The following is a 19082-nucleotide window of genomic DNA, read 5'->3' on the forward strand; positions in this document are numbered from 1 at the left end:
AGAATGGGATATTTTTATAGATACTTAGCAGACTAAAAGAAATGAGATTTGAAAACAATGCACAATCTTTTTACTAGACTCACAATTTTTTCGCCTCCTGACGCTGCATTTTTCTCCAAGCATGGGGAGTGGTGTCATGGTACTGGCGAAACTGGCGGAAAAAATGACCTTCATGCTGATAGCCTACCGTCTCAGCAATTTGATTCACACATTGGTCAGTCTCTAGCAATAAGGTTTGCGCTGCTACCATCCGGCGCTTAATAATCCAATGATTTACCGTTTCCCCTGTATGACGACGCACTAAATCAGTTAAATAAGCAGCAGAGTAACCAACGGCTTGGGCTACTTCACGTAAGCTTATGGATTGATTGTAATTGGATTCAATAAATTGAAAAACCTGATTTAGTTGAGAATCAGCAGGAAATATTGATTTGAAAAAGTCTAATGGCTTGGGAGAGTCAGCAATATCTGACTCTGGGCTTTGCGAAAATTGAAAAGAAGTTTGCTGACGTTGTTTGATCTCCCGGATGGAAATGCAACCATACTCTCTACCTTCCTCTTCCATATAGGTAACAGTTGTTTCTACTGGGAGGCTTTGACCTTCTGGAGTCCAATAGAGAGATTCAAAGTATAAAGAACCTTTTTGTTTGATAGTTTTCCAGTGTTGTAACCAAACTTCCATCAAAAATTCTAAGTTGAGGTATTCGATACTCATGCAAAGTAATTCTTCACGGGAAGAACCAACTAAATTACACGCAGCATCATTAACGTATAAAATCCTGGCGTTTGGCTTCGCCCAAAACACTGCATCTGTAACACCATCCATCAGCAACTTACTAAGTTGCAACTCTTTTTCTAACTGCTGCGTAACTTGAGAAGTGTGTTGCTCCAAAATACAGCTGTCAAAAATCATAGTTCGTCACTGTAATTACTGAATTTACAGTGATTCTAAAGAAGCCTAAAATTATTTAGTCGTAGAATTAAAGAATTTAGGTGAATAAATATATATGCTAGATTAAGTTTTAGTAAATAAGTTTACAAATATCACACAATAAAATTGTTAAGTTTTGTTTTATATACAAATTTGCTATTAATAACTTAATCTATACAACTCCTGCCAAATAAAGAAAAATCAACATATTTACACACTTGTACTTCTTTATAGCTACAATTTAATTCATTTTTTTATACAAAAGTTTATGTTTAGAAATTTTATTTACAAAAACTAGTAATTAAAGTTCATCAATACATAAGTTATCAAATCATTAAGAATGAGACTTAGCGTGAGAAAAATTATAAAATTCAGTAACCAAAATTTTTCTGGCTTGAGGCTTTATATTGATTAATAAGAAATCAAATTATAACCTAATGTGTGGGAAATTTTAACATTGACTTAACAAAAACCAGAGGACACAGACTTTATGAAATGCAACTTCTGTCCTCTGATTAGTCTGAATTTACTGTAAGGGAACACCAAAAAATAAATTATTCCAAATTGACGGTTTGTAGGGTGCGTCAGTATAAATAATTTCTTGGTCTAGCTAAGTTTTCTCGCACTGACGCACCCTACAGAATTATACGTAGGGTGGGCATTGCCCACCCTACTTTAATTTTGAATTTTGTTGGCGTTAGCCTTCTCTACGTTCGCGGAGCGTGTCGCAGACAGAAGCTACGCGTTGGCGTTAGCCTCTCGTAGAGAAGCCGCAGGTATTTTGAATTTTGTTGTCAATAGCTCTACTGATTTGTATTAATATTAACTTCTAGATGTTTTACGACTCCACTGTCCCATCCCATTTTTAACTCAGAATAAACTGCCAAGGTTTCTTGATTAACACGCTCAACACTCAGCCAATCTAAATTTTGCTGTGCTTGCTCTTGCCAGTGTTGTAATAGGTGAGGCTGGCTAAGTAATTTTGCTAGTGCATCTGCTAAAGCAGAACTATCCTTGACGGGAACTAAAATACCTGCTTGCCCATTATCTAATGCTTCAGGAATACCGTCTACATTGGTAGCAATAATAGCACAACCGGCTTCACGGGCTTCTGGGACGACCAAGGGAGAAGGATCGCGGTGGGAAGCAAGGACAAATATGTCTGCGGCTAATAGATAACGTTGTGGTTCTGGTTGGAAGCCTACAAAATGAATGCGTTGGTGTAGCCCGTTGCAGACATCGCTAAAACCTGTAGCTTGGGCTTTTTCTTCAAAAATCGCTCTATCAGGGCCATCTCCGACTAAATACAGATGAGCTTGAGGAAAATTTGGGGCAATTTGGGCAAAAGCAGCGATTAACTCGCCAATACCCTTACGTTGATACATTCCTGCTACTGTAGCGATCGCAGGTTTTTCTAATTCTACAGGTAAGTACTCTTGAATATTACGAGTACGGACACTACCTAATGTCCCATTGGATATTACTCGCAATTTTTGCTCAGGAATACCACGTCTGGCCATTGATTTAGCAACAGCGTTGCTCACAGCAATTACCCTATCTGCTAATCCCATCAGTACCGCACTGCGCTGAAATTCGTTGTGTACTGTAGCAACCAAAGCGTAATTGGAATTAGCTTTGAGACATCTTCCGAACACAACCCCTGTCATCATGTGAGCATGGACAATATCTGGTTGAAATTCTCTGATAATCCCTCGATAACGCCCAGCCGCATTAATTAAATTGATTGGTGTTCTAGTTTGATCTAATTCAAAGTGTCTAACACCATATTTGAGCAATAATTTTTCGTATTCTCCGCCAGCCGATACTACAGCTACATCATGATTATTTTTAGCTTGCAGACAAGCTAAATCTACAGCTACATTGACAATGCCATTACCGATTTCGCGGACGTGATTTAAAATATGTAGTATACGCATAAACTCAACTCATATTAATTCTCATTACAAAAAACAAATCTCTATTTAGAGACAATTATCCGGAAATTTTGTCTACGAATTTTGATTAAACAAAAACAGGGATTTTGCGTTGATAATCAGTGCAGATACCCGACTCACCAAAGAAATCGGGTATCTTGTTTTCATTGAACTACTTACGCAGGTAATCGATACATCATCACCTTTCCTTTGGCGTTTTCTTCCACAAATACTAAATATTCACCATTAGCACGACGAAAAGCACGGATTCCGTAGGGGATATCTACCCAGCCACTTTCACCTCCTACTTCTGCACCGGGTGTTAACGTTTGAATTGGTTCTCCTGTTGTGGCTTTATAGACATAAACTTCTGCTTTTTTACTAGCAACGGCAAAAACTTTGTCTCCTGCCACATCCATTGATTTGATATGTAGTTTAGGGTCAGTGTTGGGATTATAAGGAAGTGCTATCCGCCACCGAATATTTCTTTTTTTACTCCAGTTGTCGTAACGGATGATTTCTGTACCAACTAACCCCCAATCACCATCCAGGTTGGGATTTTCGGTGGTGTAGCCTCCAAGATACATCACATCTTCTTTGGGGAAATATTTGATTCTTGTCAGAGTTTTGAAAGGCGCTGGCATGGGTATTTTTCCCCCAACAGCTTGTCCATAAATCGGACAGCCGTGATTATCCAATTTTTCATAGGGATAGTGTTTAATATAACCAGCTTCGGCTGCTTGCCAAACATCGCCTTTGCTGTCTACTTCCCAACCCCAGACGGAACCATCTTCTTCCCCTAAAGTTTTATATTCATTGCTTTGAATTGAACCATCACCATTGACATCCCGCCATAACCAACTACCATCTTTTGGCTGGTTGGCTGGCCATTTGAGATGATTTTTGCCAAATATGCCACAAGGAACGGCTATTTCACCATCAAAACGGTAGATTAACAACCGTTCTGACATCATTTCTGAGGAGAGATAGAGTAACCGTTTTCCGCCTAAGCGACGGACAAAGGGGGCGGTGGGTGTGGTGTGGAGTCGCCCATCGTCTGGATAGCGGAATTTATCTAAGGTATATCCTTTATACGTCCATTCTTTGCCGTTATTTTTGCTGTAGTCCATGACGAAGTGTTCGTTTTTCGTGAACACATCTATACCATCACTGTCAGGATCAGCATCGGCGTTATCTAAAAATTGTAAACCGAGTAAGCGCCACTGGAGTTTTCCCGATGACGAGAACTTTCTCAAATCAGCACCAGTGTTATTAAAACCATTATTGCTAATGTAAATATTGCCGCTTGCATCTGTACCTACTCCGGTCAGACCATAAAGTTTTAAGTCTTTGACTTCTCCAGAAGTCCCGCCGTAGAGTCCGCCTTTGTTACCAAAAGTGCCTACCTGCACTGGTTTATTGGTGATGTTATAAATTAATACTTGCTGACGTGTCCCATTGTCAGTTACCAATAGTCTACCTTGAGGATCAAAGGCGATCGCTGTCGGGTTCGCAACATCAGTGATCTGTTGGGCTAATTGCTTACCTTGGGGTGAATAACGGACTATCTTTTTGTTTTGAATAATCCATAAGTTATTCTGCTTATCAAGAGCGATCGCACTTGGATTCGCTACACTAAAGCTGCGTAGTTCCTCCATAGTATCTGTATTGTAAACACGCAGGCGATCGCTACCAGGATCACTTACATATAACTCATTGCCTATAGTTGCTAATCCCGTAACTTCACTTTTAGTATTGACAATGAGCATACTTTTATCCCAACCACGCCCCTTAGGAAAAGGCGCAGGTTTTCCAGACAAGTCATAGCGTCTGACGTTATACCAAGTAGTACCCTTTGGTGGATAATCATCTTCTGGTTTCCCTTCGTGAGATTGTCGCATACCCACATATAGATACTTTTGATTGGCGGTAATTGCTATACCTCCCAACCTTCCCCAGCCGTGTAAGTCATCAACTTTACCAATCACATCACCGTCTTTATAGATACCTACCTCTCGCCCGGCTTCATCCCAATGACTATTGATATAAACTGTGCCATTTGAAGCCACATACATACCAGCCATTTGAATCTGTACCCACTTCTTGCTACCACCGAAAGTGTTTCCTATCCAAGAGGTTTTATAAGCTGGTTTGGTAGAGTTTTTTTCTGATTGTTTTATAGATGTGTTGTTAGATATATTCTCAGTAATTGTTGGTACTCTATTTAATTTCGCAGAAATTGGGTTATCTATGGGAGCAATAATTACTGCCATAGCGATAGTAAGAATAAGGAGATATAAATTTAAGCCTCTAAAGTTTTTGTGTCGAGATAGTTTTCTGATGTATTGATGACAGGTTTGGTATATTTTGTTTAAATTTGGCATTAATTTTTTCCCATAAATTACAAAGAATGATGTAGCTTTTATTAAGCCCCTCAAATTCTTTATGTTGATAACTAACTAACAATTTACTTTCTGTAAATTAATCTTTCTTACAGATGAATGCTATATCAGTACAATATAAGAATTATCTATTCAATTTATGGATAATACTTTGATATGTCTTTATTTGTGACTCCTGACCTCTGCCGTGACCAAAGGGAACAAGGGTTTACTGGCTATTTGAGTATTTCTGCCAAAAGTGGATGCTCGCTCTCAAATCTTTTACCACGGGCTATCATTATCTGCTCTTGACACAATCTAAAAAATCCAATCAGCTTGCTCATCAGCTAAGATATCATCAAAATTACCTTGTGCTACAACCCTACCTGCTTTCATTAGAATAATCTGGTCAGCACGACGTAAAACAGAACGGCGATGAGACACTACCAGACAAGTTGGTGTCCAAGGATGTTCCCCCTGTTCAGTTGTATTAGCAAATATCCGCGACCATAACGCCAATTCTGTTTCCACGTCTAACGCGCTGGAAAGGTCATCAAATACCAGTAATTCTGGTTTACGTACAAACATCCGCGCTGCTGCTACCCGTTGCATCTGTCCACCAGAAAGACGCACACCTTTTGTTCCTACTAAAGTTTCTAGCTTCTCATTCATAGTGGCTAAATCTTGCTCAAACACAGCCATTTTTAAGGCTGTTTCAATATCAGAATCATCCTTGGATAATCCCAACAATATATTTTCTCGCAAGGAATAGCTAAAAAGTTGGGGAATTTGTGGAGTATATGCACTGCGAGGTGGTACAAAAAAATTAGCAGGGTCTGCAACTATGTGATTATTCCAATAAATTTCCCCAGATTGTTTAGGTAATAATCCTAATAACACTCTGAGTAATGTAGTTTTTCCTGCACCGATGCGCCCAGTAATTACAGTCAAACCACCGCGCTGTATTTGTAAGTTGATATCTACAATTCCTTGAGTAGTCCCAGGATAAATATAAGTTAAATTTGTTAATTTTAACGATTGTAATTGATGACTTACATTATCTGTTGGTTGTTCTAATTGAGGTAAATTTTTTCTACTTTTACCCAAGTCTTGCAAATAAAGTTGATTTGGAGCTACCAAAGTCTCTGCTGATGCACCAGAAATTAAAGTAGTCATGCGTTCAAAAGCGACTTCCGTTTGCTTATACAATGCCATAAAGCCGCCTACAGAGGCAAAAAAACCTGTGACAAATGATAGATTATAAACAAATAACGCAAAGTCACCTACTGTTAATTGATTAACGCCGCTTTGCATCAAAAAAGAAGCCATCACCAAAATCAAACCTGTGCCGAAATTCACCATGTTTTGAAATAGTGAATTGAGAATGGCTTTTAATAGGGTGTCTTTAACCATCATCTCCCGACGGTTATCATTCAAAGTGCGAAAATAAGAGAGGACATCTTGTTCTGCACCAGCTACTTTAATAGCTTGTACAGAACTAAATATTTCTCCTAAAATGCCTGTCACTTGTTGAGTTGCTTGACGGCTGGATTGGCGATATTTTTTAATACGTGTTTCTGCTTTTTGGATAATTACTACCATTCCCACTAAAGGCAGGAAAACAAATAGTGTCATAGGTACATTGACACTTAATAAAATAACTAAAGAAAGGATAGCAAATATTCCTTCTCCCAATATTTCTGATACCCATGCCACATTATCTTCAATGTGTTCTGTATCATCTCGAAAATAGCTGATTACTTCACCTTGGGATACAGATTTCTCCGTATCATCCTGAGTCACCTTAATTTGAGCATGGGGATTATTTAAAAGACGTTCTAATAAATTTCTTCTCAGTAATGACCTCATAGTAAAACGATGCTGAGTTTTGGTGATTCGCCCTATAAATATCACCAAAATATGCCCCAAACTTAAAGCAACAAAACCTGCAATAAATACCCAAGGTGATAAACCAAATTGAGCTTTACCTGTGAGACTATTAAAAAATTCTCGAATAATTAGTCCAGGTAGGGCAGGTAAGCCCATAATAAAAATCCAGAAGAAAGTATCAATTAAGTAGAGTTTGGGTTTATAGCAAATTAATTGCCATAATAATTGCCAACCAGAGAGCTTTTTTGTTGATAAGGACATGATAATTTGTAATTAAAATAAAAGTATTAGCCCGCATTTCTCACAAACAGTAGGGGCGGGTTTACAGATATACTCGAATCATTCACGAAGATTTCGCTCAAAGAGCCTCTACGGACTCTGGACTGAGGTTGCAAGAATTGATGAGAAATCCGGGTTAGGTATATTGATATAATCACGATTAAACTAATAAATCTGTGAAACCGGCTTGTAATAATTGGGCAAAACGTGAGTGAGAATTTTTGGCTAGTTCTTTTCGTTCACCGTATTCACTTACCTTACCTTTGTCTAAAATTAAGATTTGATTGGCTCTTTCTACGGTTGCTAAACGATGGGCAATAATAATGGCAGTCCGTCCCATCAATAATTTATCTATAGCTTTTTCAATGAGTCTTTCTGTCATTGGGTCAAGACGTGAAGAGGCTTCATCCAGAATTACTAAACCAGGGTCTTTGAGAAACACACGGGTAAAGGCTAATAGCTGCGCTTGTCCTGCTGACAAACCACTACTATCTGGCCCTAGAGTTGTATCTAAGCCGTTGGGTAAAGAGTGCAACCATTCTGACAAGCCCAACATTTCTATTGTTTCATAGATGCGATCGCTAGTAATGTCAGGGTTGAAAAAAGTCAGGTTATTGCGAACTGTGGTTTGAAAAAGTTGGACATCTTGAGTTACTAATCCGACTTTCCCCGGTAATTCTTTGAGTGGGGTTTGGTCGATAGGTACACCACCCAACCGAATTGAACCTGATTGTGGGTCATACAATCTCAAGAGTAATCGCGCCAAAGTAGACTTTCCGCTTCCTGTACGTCCCAGTAAACCCAAAACCTGACCCGCAGGTAAATTAAAGGATACATCTTGCAATACTAAATCTTTAGTATCATTTTCCCGCTCATTGTAACCAAAGGAGACATTCTCGACAGCTATAGACAGCGCACCTGGGGGAAGTAATTTTTCTCCGCTTGTACGTAATTGAGATTGAACTTGCAATAAGTCTGTAATACGGTAAATACTCGCGTCTGCTTGCTGGAGGTCTTCAAATTGGTTGCGAATTTGTTCAATCGGTTCGCTGAGAATATTAGTGTAGTAATACAGCAGGTAAACTGTACCAATGGTAATTGTTTGTTGACTCCATAGGTAAGCACCAACGATGAGAGCAATTACACTGCCTAAAGTAAATATACCGTTGGTTGTTACCCAAAGAATTGTATCTGCAAAGCGGGCTTTATGAAAGATGGGTAGCCAGTTACGAATTATTGTATAGAAGCGTTGCATGACATAGTTTTTCGCACCATTGGCGCGGATGTCTTCCATCCCGGTTAGCTGTTCACCTAAGAAGCCAAAAAACTCTGCACTAAATTGGCGATAGCCTCCCCAATGGAAAACTGAAATTCTACGCAACTTAATCAGAGTGGATAAGGCGATGAGAGCAAATAATAAAATAGCTAAACCGGCTCGCCAATCTTCTATAAACAGGACTACTATCACACCGAACACCATGAGCAAATTACCCAAGATGTGAATAGTAAATTTCGAGAAAAATTCTGATAAATTCTGCACATCGCCGTCTATGCGTTCCACTAATTCGCCGGGTGTACGGTATTTGTGGAAGGATAAATCTAGTGTCAAACAATGCTCTACTAAATCTGCACGCAAATTATTAGTGGCTGTCCAGGCGACATTTTCACCGTAGAATGTAGCAGTAATTGTCATTACTTGGGTGACTAAGGCTACACCAATAAATAACAAGGACGCTAAGAGTAATTTTTGGCTATCCCCACCAGCAACAGCCGTATCAATGAAATAGCGTAAAATCTGGGGGTTGAGGATTTGTAAGCCGATGCTGAAAAGAAGGGCGATCGCAAACTTAACTACTCTACCCTTTTGCGGCTTGAGATAGTCTACAAGTAAGTGCCAATATTGCTGTAGTCCGATTTTCATAAAGTTTTAGCTATCAGCAAGCCGTATTCTGGAAGCTGATTTGAGAATCACGTAGAGTTTAGGAGAGAATTTTTTTAGCTAATTTTCGTATTCTACGCTGAATCTGCCTATTTATTACTAATATATTTTGATTATTTTTCCTACGGGACATCCAAAAATTAAATTACTCGTTTATCAAGCAATTGGGCAAGAATTGATATTAGTTTTTCAGGTTGTAACAATTGGCAAATTTGATGAATAAATATTTCAGTTGCGATCGTCTCTCGGATATTGGCGTTTAGGGTTGGTTATGGGATGCGATCGCATCTGGCGTAGTTGAATGCACCCTTATTGTCGTTTGTAATACAATAATGTGCTTGGGGTTCAGTTTCTACTTATTGGTTAACCATGCCTGTAAATCCAACAAACTGGTAAAGTCCAATAAAGCCTCACCCAAATTTTCCAATTGTTCCAAACTCAGAGTCTCTACCTCTTCGCGTATCTGTGGGGGTAATTCTCCTAATTTGCGAGTGAGTAGACGCAAAACCAGACTTCGTTCCCCTTGTTGTCGTCCTCGCTGTTCTCCTCGTTGTTCGCCTTCTTCGAGAATTTCTTGGTAAATTACTGACTCGCGCATCATACCCTCCCAAAATAGTCTTTTTATCATTGAGAATAGATAGCTATTTCGTTAATTAAAAATCTGATACATTAAGACTGCAACAGTTGACGAATTTGATTGATAAATATCTTAGCCGCAATTGGCCCCCGAATACGAGTTAGTTGATAGTCCATAAAGTAAATATTTCCAGCTTGTACGGCGGGAATTAAGCGCAGAATTTGATTGTTTTGCCATTGCTGTTTAGCTTTATCAATGGTGTTATCTCCACTCGGCATCACTAAAATGTGATCAGCTTGAATATTTGCTATAGCTTCAATGGAAGTATCAAAGCTTTCTGTGTCTGCTGTTATTACCTGAAAGCCTAAATTTTCTAGTAATCCAGTAATAAAACCAGTAGAAAAGATAAACGATTGGTTAAAGTTACCTTCCCAGCCTAAAACAATAATAGTTTGTCCTGAGATGACTGGTGCTAGTTGGCGTTTGGTGGTTTCTAGGAGTTGATTATGGGATGCGATCGCCTGTTTTGCTTGTTCTTCTCTATTTTCCTCCTGTGCGATCGCTTGGCTGTAGGATGGTGAATTAGAGGGACAGGTGAGTATAAAATTAGGGGTATAGCAGTGTCATTATTTACAACCCATATCAATACTAGGAATCTGTGCGAAAATCGCCGACTGCAAAAATTGGGGTAGTTGTTTCCAAGAAATTGCACCGTTATCTTTATTGATGTACAGTTGCATAAGCTCTATTAATGCGGCGGGACTTTCATCAACTGGTAAATCAACAATGAGATAAGTAGGTTTTTCTCGGCTACAAATAGCGGCTGCACAGCCTCGCTCACAAGCCCATAAACATCCTATAGGACGAATTTCTATTTCTGGTGATATGGATTGCTCACGCGGTAAATCCGTGATTTTAGTAAATAAAATGTTACCATCTCGATGGGTTTTTTCTGGTATTTCTGTAGATGAACGATGGCAGGATGTACAAATAAATAAAATGTATTTAGTCATAATTTTAGGGTGTATTAATTAGGTACTTAAATAAATCATCCAACACAACATTAGCCGCCACAATGCTTTGTCCATAGATCCAAGCCTCAGCATCTACTAAATAAACTCGTCCCTCTTGAACTGCCTTTAATTGTAACCATAAGGGATGATTCAATAGTTTTTCGATATTAGCTGGTTCATTACCTCCGATAGCCAAGAAAATTACATCTCCTGCCATTTTGGGAATAAGTTCTAATGAGATATCTTCGTTAACTTTCTCTTGATTTTGCAGAGGTGGACGTGTTAGTCCAATATCATTCAAGATTTGACCACCAAATGAAAGCTTCAAGTAATTGCGATAGCCCCAACCTCCCCAATACATGACTAAAGATACGTGAGTTTGAGATATTTTGTCACCCATTCGCTGGCGAAATTCGGCAATTCGTTTGTTATAATTTTCCATCAAAGCCGCAGCTTCTTGCTGTTTTCCTAGTGCTTCACTGTAAGTTTTGAGCCATTCTTTCCAATCAATGTTTTTACCATCTCCAGCCGCGACAATAGGAGCAATTTGGGAAAGTTGTTGGTAATGAGATTGCCCCCAATATACATCTAAAATTAAGTCCGGCTTTAATTTCAAGATACTCTCTATATTAGGTTCATATATTAAACCAACCGATGTAATATCTTGACTTTTTTTTGCTGATAAAAAGCTAAGAAAATCACCACTATGCCAAGTGGTAGTACCCACAGGTTGAACGCCTAAAGCTAAAACATTATCTAGGAGACTAAGTGCAATCACTCTTTGGGGATGAGTAGGAATGCAAGTTTCCCCTAGTATGGTGTTAACAATTCGGCAATCAGTGGATACTTTGGGACTATGAAGAACTTGATTGTGACAAGCGGTGATTAAGAAAACTGTGACAATTAACCAGCCGATGTATTGATAGATAGAACGTCTCAACTGGCGGGAAATTTCGGCAAACATGGCTTAATCAGAACTGGATAGAAAACGAACCAATGACAGTAAAAGGTGCGCCAGGATAGATAATCTGTCTACTTTGAGAAGTTTCATAATAGGTTGTGTTGAAAAGATTCCTGATATTTAGTCCTAATCTCCAATTATCCCGTTTGTAATAGATAGCCGAATCAGTGCGAAAATAGTTAACCATAGTTGATGTATTTTGATTATCGGCAAAGCGATCGCCTACATAATAAAGTCCCAATCCCAAGCCTAAACCTTGTAAACTACCTTGTTGAACTTCGTAAGTTGTCCAAAGACTAGCAGCGTGTTGAGGAACATTAAAAATACGATTGCCTGTAGGAATATCATTGTCCCTGGAAGTAATTGCATCGGTGTAAGCATAAGATGTAATAATTCTCCAACCAGGAAGAATTTCACCTGTCACATCCAACTCAATGCCTCGGCTTCTTTGTTCACCTACCTGGACAGAAAAATCAGAATCTTCAGGATCGGGTGTGAGAACGTTTGATTTAGTAATTTGGAAAGCTGCGAGAGTGGCGGAAAGTCTTTCTGTAATGTCTGCCTTAATACCGATTTCATACTGCGTACCTCTTTCTGGCTCAAAGGGGGTATCGGTTCTGGAGCGACCAAAGGTAACAGGATTAAAAGATTGGCTGTAGCTGGCGTAAAGAGAAATCGGCTCTATGGGTTGATAGACAATACCAGCACGGGGACTAAAGGCGTTATTGGATCTGTCATCTCCATCACTTTCAAACCTAGTAGTGTCAAAACGTCCTCCAATCAAAACTTTTAAATTATCTGTGAGAGTGATTTGATCTTGAACATAAATTCCTAAGGCACTCGCGCGCGCAGTAAACAGAAACTCTGGATCAGATACTTGAGGTAGAGGGACATTATAGTTGGGATTAAAAACGTCCAAAGGAGGTGCTGGTTGTCCCCCATCACTAGCAAAGGTTTCAGTAAATCGCCATAATTCTAAACCAAACAATAGTTGATGACCGATTGCACCTGTATTTAACTTTCCTGTGAGTTCTGTTTGCAGGGTGTAATTTTCAGAAACAAACTCAGAATTACTGACGTTAATCCGACGAAATCGATCTTCTAGCAATGGAGCTTGACCAAAGGCTGAACGACTTGTTTCTAATGCAGATGAAATTGAAAGTGCATTGCGAAACTGCCAATCTTCACTAAATTTATGCTCAAATCTGTAGCCAGCACGAACAGCACTAACAGTAGTGCCATCTCCATCGAAAGGATAGCCGAGAAAACGACTAATGGGTATGGGTGTGGGTCTGTCACCTGTGGAAGAAAGTCCGCGATCAAAACGAAATTTGTTGTCTAGGTATTCAAAGTCAAAGGTTAAGGAAGTGCGATCGCTAATATTCCAGGTAATAACAGGCGCAATTAACAGACGCTCTGTAAAGTTAAAATCACGGAAACTTCCGGCATTTTGATAAGCTAAATTGAGTCTGTATAGTAAAGAATCATCAGCAGTGAGTGGCCCTGATAGGTCAACGCTGGAGCGATAAAAAGCGTAATTGCCTACATTGAAATCAGCTGCGTAGTAGGGAGTGCTGAGGGGTTGCTTGGTGACTACGTTGATAATTCCTCCAGGTTCAAGTTGACCGTATAGGACGGAAGCAGGCCCTTTGAGAACTTCAATGCGCTCAATGTTAGCTATATCTACAGGTGTGCCGAAGAAACTATCACGAAATCCATTACGGAAGTTCCCCGACTGAGAAAAGCCACGAATAAAGTAAGCACCTGCGTCTGTACCACCAAAATTCCCGCGCTTATTGATGCCACTGACATTCTCTAACGCATCTTGTATGCGTGTGGTATTTTGGTCTTCTAATAGCTGTCGGGGAATGACTTGAATCGATTGGGGAATATCTCGCAATGGTGTATCGGTCTTAGTCGCAGTTGACGCATTTGGCACACGATACCCATTTTGTTCACCTGTCACGACTAATTCAATTGGCTGATCACTTTGTGTTGATGGTTGTGCTGGTGGAATTTCACTTTCTGGTTCTGCTTCTGCTTGCGGTTGTGGTGATGGCGTGGCTGCTACTGCACTTGTAAGCGAGAAAATTAAACCTTCTGGACTATCAAACAACTCTACAACTGGTAAACTCGTTACGCCTGTGATTGTTACTCGGATATTATTGGCATCCAGATTGATGACGCTGATTTGAGTAATGCCTTCAACTGGGTTTTGTGAACTGAAGGTAAATGTATCACCATTAGGTAACAGCAATTGAGCGTTAGGAATATCTGCAATAAAGTTATTTTCTGCACTGCGATTGGTGATTTGCAGTTGTTCACCAACAGTTGTCTGTAAAATTATTTCTACACCTGTCTCAGTGGGATTGGCTTGCACTCCATTGACAATAATTAGAGATTGGGGAGTTGCAGCTTGTGATACTAATTCTTTGACAGTATTTGCAGGCAGTTCCACCTCACTCACACACATGGGGAATTGCCCAAGCAGGTTTAGCTGCAACTACTACCCCAGTTAACCATAAACCAGCAAATAATTGTAGCTTTGTTGACATATCTTCTCATGCCACTTAGGAATCTATTTCAAGAAGACTACAATAAATTCCCTATGATTTAGAACACCTATTCAGCTGCAAGACGGATTTTTTTCGCCGTTTGACGGATTTTTTTGAGAAATCGATAGCTATTTGCTGTTAATTAGCTTGTTGATTAGTTTTATTTTTAAACGCAGAGGTTTAATGAAGGCTTAAGGGTGACTATGTGCTAACTTTTTAGCCGGTAGTCTTTAGGATTAACTTTCAATAACTTTTGGATTATGCGATCGCCTCCGGTCGTTTGGAAACTATCGCTCTCACTTTGCCCCCTTATTGTCGTCCTCTTTGGATGATTCGAGATTTTTTGGTGCTGTCTAACCACAAGCCGCTTCTCTACGTCAGCAAGTAATGTTCTTGAGGCTGCCAAGCGATTCCCAATAGTTGAGAAAGTCTAGCAAAGATTTTGTATGTTTAATAACAAATTAGTGGTATAAAAATAGGCTATTCTAATCATGTTAGTGCTAATTAATCTCAGTAAGCGGCTACTTGCTGTATTTAATCACAAATACTGATCAAAGTGACTTTGCATTGAGAATTTACTAAAACATATTACTAATAATTAGCAACGGATATGATAAATTATTGCTACTAGTTATGACAATCACAATTTCACAGGAAGCTTTTTGGGATTTATTTGTAGAGATACCAGAAACAGAAAAAAAGTGCGATGGGCTAAGTTCAAGCATCGGCGATCGCTGGGATATATTTGACACCATTTGCTATTTTCCGCAAGAATTAGGTCAAGGATTTTCTGGTGGAATAGAACTACGTGATGGTTTATATTTAGCTATTTCCGAACACCAATTACATGAAGATTTAATTATAAAACTCCCTGAGCGACAACATCCTTTAGAATACAGCTTTTATCTAGCAGGCTATTACGAAGATAATCATTTTGCTGTTAGTAGCGGACAAAATAGATTGTGGGGTAGTGGACTAGCACCAAAGGAGAAATATAAAACATTTAAATCAGAAAAAATCATTGAGATTAATGTTCACATGGAACCGGAGCTATTTTGCAGTTTTATGGGTAAAGAAAAAAATCAGCTTCCGCAAGAATTAACTCATTTAGTCAGAAACCATCATCAAGAATATTATTCTCGTCCTAGTACTACGACTCCAGCAATGCAAGTAGCATTACAACAAATGTTAAATTGTCCCTATCAGGGAATGATGAAACGGATGTACTTAGAAAGTAAGGTTTTGGAACTAATGGTATTGCTGGTTGAAGAAGATGTATCTGCACATCAAGGTAAAAATGATACCTTTGCACTCAAACCTGATGATGTGGAACGTATTCACCACGCCAAAGAAATATTACTCCGCAATTTAGAAAACCCCCCTTCTTTAATGGAGTTATCTAGACAAGTCGGCTTAAATGACTGCACTCTTAAACGTGGCTTCCGGCTAGTATTCGATACGACAGTATTTGGCTATTTACATCATCATAGATTAGAACAAGCACGTAAATTGTTAGTAGCAGGAGAAATAAACATTTCTCAAGCAGCTCGTAGAGTTGGTTTTTCTAGCCGCAGCTACTTCGCTACCGCTTTTAGAAAAAAGTTTGGCATCAATCCCAAAGAATTTCTGTTAACCAATTCGCGTTTATCGATGGAAATTGATGAGTTGGCAGGATAAGGATAGGACTATTCAACAGCTTGGTTTATGGTATCAAAATTTTATTTAAATGCAATCATAACCTGATTGAAGAACTCATACCAATTCAAAAATTCCGTTGAGCGTTCAAAAAATTCCGTCTAGCGTTCAAAGCGCTCACCCATAACCAAGAGCTTTCCTGTAAGCTTCTTGATAGTAATTATTAATTACTATCATAAGGACTATTGGGTATTAGGAGTATATGTAGCTCCTAGTCCCTAATCCTTATTGCCCGTTATCCCCAGAGGGGGCCCCAAGTTCCCCAATTACGTATTTGTGTGGTGAGTGGTGAGTAGAGTGATGTCAAATCAATTGCAACAACTAGCTTGGATGACAGGGTTAGCTTTAGTACTTCTTAATCTGCCTGTGTTAGCTGAAGATAACCAAAAACCAATATCTCAAATTTCTCAATTAAATGATAGAAAACAACCTACGATTAATATTCAACAACGCCTAGCTCAATCTCTTGTTCAGATAACAGGTGTCAAATCTCAAGCCACAGACAAAGGCATAGAGGTAATTTTAGAAACCAATCAATCAGATCAACTGCAACTCACAAATAAAAGTGAAGGGAATAGCTATATTGTTGATATTCCCAATGCCCAATTACGCCTACCTAACGGTGATACATTCCGCGAAGAGAAAGCGATCGCAGGAATAACTGAAGTTATAGTCACAAATTTAGATGCAAACACTGTTCGCGTGACAGTGACGGGTGAAACTGCTGCGCCACAAGTTGAGTTATTTGATGGTGACGAAGGTTTGGTTTTTGGGGTTGTACCAACTGTGACGACTACACAAACACCACAGACACAACCAACCCCAGAGCAACCAGAACCACAACCCAGTAGTGAAACCCAGCCAGAAGAACCATCTGCACAGGGTGAAACACCGATTGAATTAATAGTCACAGGTGAGCAAAATAGATATCGTGTACCCAATGCTGCGACTGGAACTAGAACTGATACTCTCATCCGAGACATTCCTCAGACTATTCAAGTAGTTCCTGAAGAAGTAATTAGAGATCAAAGAGTTACTCGTTTAAGAGATGCGCTGCTCAATGTTGGTGGTGTAATTCAAGATGGTGGATTCGGTGGAGGAATAGACCAACTAGGGATTCGGGGATTTTTTGGTGGCGGTATTTTGGTTGATGGGTTCAAAGATGGACGAGGTGGTATTAGAGAAACTGCAAATGTTGAACGGATAGAAGTTCTCAAAGGGCCAGCTTCAGTTTTATATGGTGGTGTTGAGCCTGGAGGTGTAATTAACTTAGTTACAAAGCAGCCTCTGAGAGATCCCTATTACAATGCTGAATTTTCGGTGGGTAATTTCTCCACATTTCGCCCTAGTATTGATATTTCTGGGCCAATAAACTCCGATAGAACTTTGTTATATCGTCTCAACTCCGTTTATGAATCTTCAGAAGGATTCCGTGATTTTAATCAAGATATTCAACGATTCTTTATTTCACCCACTTTAAAATGGGAGATTGGACAAGCAACTAACGTAACGTTTCAATTCGACTATCTCAACGATGAGCGTCCATTTGATCGGGGATTTTTAGCTTTTGGTAATGGTATTCTTGACATACCTTTAAAGCGGATTTTAGGCGAACCAGATGATGTGAGAAAAGTTGAAGAACTAGGTTTTAGCTATCGCTTAGAGCATAATTTTAACGATGACTGGAAAATCCGCAATGCTTTCCGCTATCAGAGTTCAGATGATTTTGATTATCGTGCTGAACCTGTGAGCTTTAATGAAACTACAGGTATTCTGTCACGGAACTTTAGATCCAATGATGACTATGGAGAAACTTATACATTACAAACTGATGTAGTTGGTAAGTTTGCTACAGGTTCAATTAATCATACTCTCTTATTTGGTATTGACTTAGCCAGAGCCACATCAGGCGGAACTCAAAAGCGATTACCAGGAGGACTTACACCAAGTATTGATGTATTCAATCCCGTTTACAATGCCATACCCAGACCTGGTTTAGAAGCATTAACCAACGTTGTGCGTAATAACCAAAATACAAGCGATAGTTTAGGCATTTTCTTGCAAGACCAAATAGCCTTGGCAGATAACTTAAAATTTCTTGTGGGTGGGAGGTTGGATATTGTAGACCAAAAAAGCAAAAATTTCTTGAATGACAGTGAATCTAGTCAGTATGATACAGCTATCACTCCAAGGCTGGGTATTGTTTATCAACCCATTCAACCTATTTCTCTTTATGCTAGTTACAGCCAATCCTTTCAACCAAATTTTGGTACAAGCGTAGATGGTTCAGTTCTAGAACCGGAACGGGGAACTCAATATGAAGTTGGTGTAAAAAGTGAATTTTTGGATGGCAGATTAGCTGCTACTTTGGCAGCTTATCACATTACAAAATCAAATATTGCTACAACTGATCCAGCTAATCCAGACTTCAGCGTTCCTATAGGAAAACAACGCAACCAAGGTATTGAATTCAATGTTGCGGGACAAATTCAACCTGGCTGGAATGTCATCGCATCTTATTCTTACATTGATGCCGAAATTACCGAAAGTAATGATGGTTTAGCTGGTAATCAACCACCTAATGTCCCATTTAATACAGCCAGTTTGTGGACAACTTACCAATTGCAAAGCGGTAGTTTGCAAGGTTTAGGTTTTGGTTTAGGGTTATTTTATGTAGGCGATCGCCAAGGTGACACCGATAATACCTATATCATCCCCGGCTATCTGAGAACAGATGCAGCTATCTATTATCAACGGGATAATTGGCGGGCTGGAATTAATATCCAAAATCTATTTAATGAAAAATATTTTCAAGGAGCAAATTTTGGTAGAGTTACCATAGAACCTGGCGCACCATTAACGGTTATTGGTAGTTTTTCTGTGACATTTTAATTCTGACGAAAATCAGGTGTGGGGTATGAGATTCC

The 19082-nt window shown here is 39.3% G+C and carries 11 protein-coding genes and 1 pseudogene; 2 read left to right on the top strand and 10 right to left on the bottom strand.

What is annotated here, in order from left to right; translation table 11 throughout:
• Positions 1 to 79: 79 nt before the first annotated feature.
• The 10 genes and pseudogenes from H6G18_RS00425 to H6G18_RS00470 form a co-directional block, all read right to left on the bottom strand.
• Positions 80 to 913, bottom strand: a complete 834-nt coding sequence (locus H6G18_RS00425; protein ID WP_190405102.1) for a helix-turn-helix domain-containing protein — start codon at positions 911 to 913, stop codon at positions 80 to 82.
• 821 nt (positions 914 to 1734) lie between these two features.
• Positions 1735 to 2868 carry a glycosyltransferase family 4 protein gene (locus tag H6G18_RS00430; protein WP_190405103.1) on the bottom strand — a complete coding sequence of 378 codons (1134 nt, stop codon included), beginning with the start codon at positions 2866 to 2868 and terminating at the stop codon, positions 1735 to 1737.
• 173 nt (positions 2869 to 3041) lie between these two features.
• Positions 3042 to 5249, bottom strand: a complete 2208-nt coding sequence (locus H6G18_RS00435) for a hypothetical protein (RefSeq protein ID WP_190405104.1) — start codon at positions 5247 to 5249, stop codon at positions 3042 to 3044.
• A 315-nt stretch (positions 5250 to 5564) separates the two neighbouring features.
• Positions 5565 to 7397, bottom strand: a complete 1833-nt coding sequence (locus tag H6G18_RS00440) for an ATP-binding cassette domain-containing protein (RefSeq protein ID WP_190405105.1) — start codon at positions 7395 to 7397, stop codon at positions 5565 to 5567.
• 178 nt (positions 7398 to 7575) lie between these two features.
• Complete coding sequence (locus tag H6G18_RS00445; protein WP_190405106.1) at positions 7576 to 9336, bottom strand: ABC transporter ATP-binding protein; 1761 nt, start codon at positions 9334 to 9336, stop codon at positions 7576 to 7578.
• Between the two features lie 370 nt (positions 9337 to 9706).
• A pseudogene (locus tag H6G18_RS00450) lies at positions 9707 to 9994 on the bottom strand (DUF4351 domain-containing protein); the annotation flags it as partial.
• Between the two features lie 29 nt (positions 9995 to 10023).
• A complete protein-coding gene (locus H6G18_RS00455) occupies positions 10024 to 10449 on the bottom strand; it encodes an ABC transporter substrate-binding protein (RefSeq protein ID WP_313954408.1) in 426 nt (141 codons plus the stop codon).
• A gap of 108 nt (positions 10450 to 10557) precedes the next feature.
• Positions 10558 to 10944: a DUF1636 domain-containing protein gene (locus H6G18_RS00460; protein ID WP_190405107.1), complete on the bottom strand. Its 387-nt coding sequence runs from the start codon at positions 10942 to 10944 to the stop codon at positions 10558 to 10560.
• Positions 10945 to 10948: 4 nt separating this feature from the next.
• Positions 10949 to 11908, bottom strand: coding sequence for an iron-siderophore ABC transporter substrate-binding protein (locus H6G18_RS00465; protein ID WP_190405108.1), 960 nt, complete (start codon positions 11906 to 11908; stop codon positions 10949 to 10951).
• 7 nt (positions 11909 to 11915) lie between these two features.
• On the bottom strand, positions 11916 to 14378 hold the full coding sequence (locus H6G18_RS00470) for a TonB-dependent siderophore receptor (RefSeq protein WP_190405109.1): 2463 nt from the start codon (positions 14376 to 14378) through the stop codon (positions 11916 to 11918).
• Positions 14379 to 15093: 715 nt separating this feature from the next.
• On the opposite strand from H6G18_RS00470, the gene H6G18_RS00475 reads away from it, so the two are divergent.
• Together H6G18_RS00475 and H6G18_RS00480 are read left to right on the top strand one after the other, a co-directional pair.
• Entirely contained in the window at positions 15094 to 16137 is a 1044-nt protein-coding gene (locus H6G18_RS00475; protein WP_190405110.1) for a helix-turn-helix domain-containing protein, read from the top strand.
• 318 nt (positions 16138 to 16455) lie between these two features.
• Positions 16456 to 19047 (top strand): TonB-dependent siderophore receptor, encoded by a 2592-nt coding sequence (locus tag H6G18_RS00480; protein ID WP_190405111.1) that lies wholly within the window; start codon positions 16456 to 16458, stop codon positions 19045 to 19047.
• Positions 19048 to 19082 lie beyond the last annotated feature (35 nt).

This window comes from Anabaena subtropica FACHB-260, from assembly GCF_014697105.1.
Classification (GTDB): Bacteria; Cyanobacteriota; Cyanobacteriia; order Cyanobacteriales; family Nostocaceae; genus Trichormus; species Trichormus subtropicus.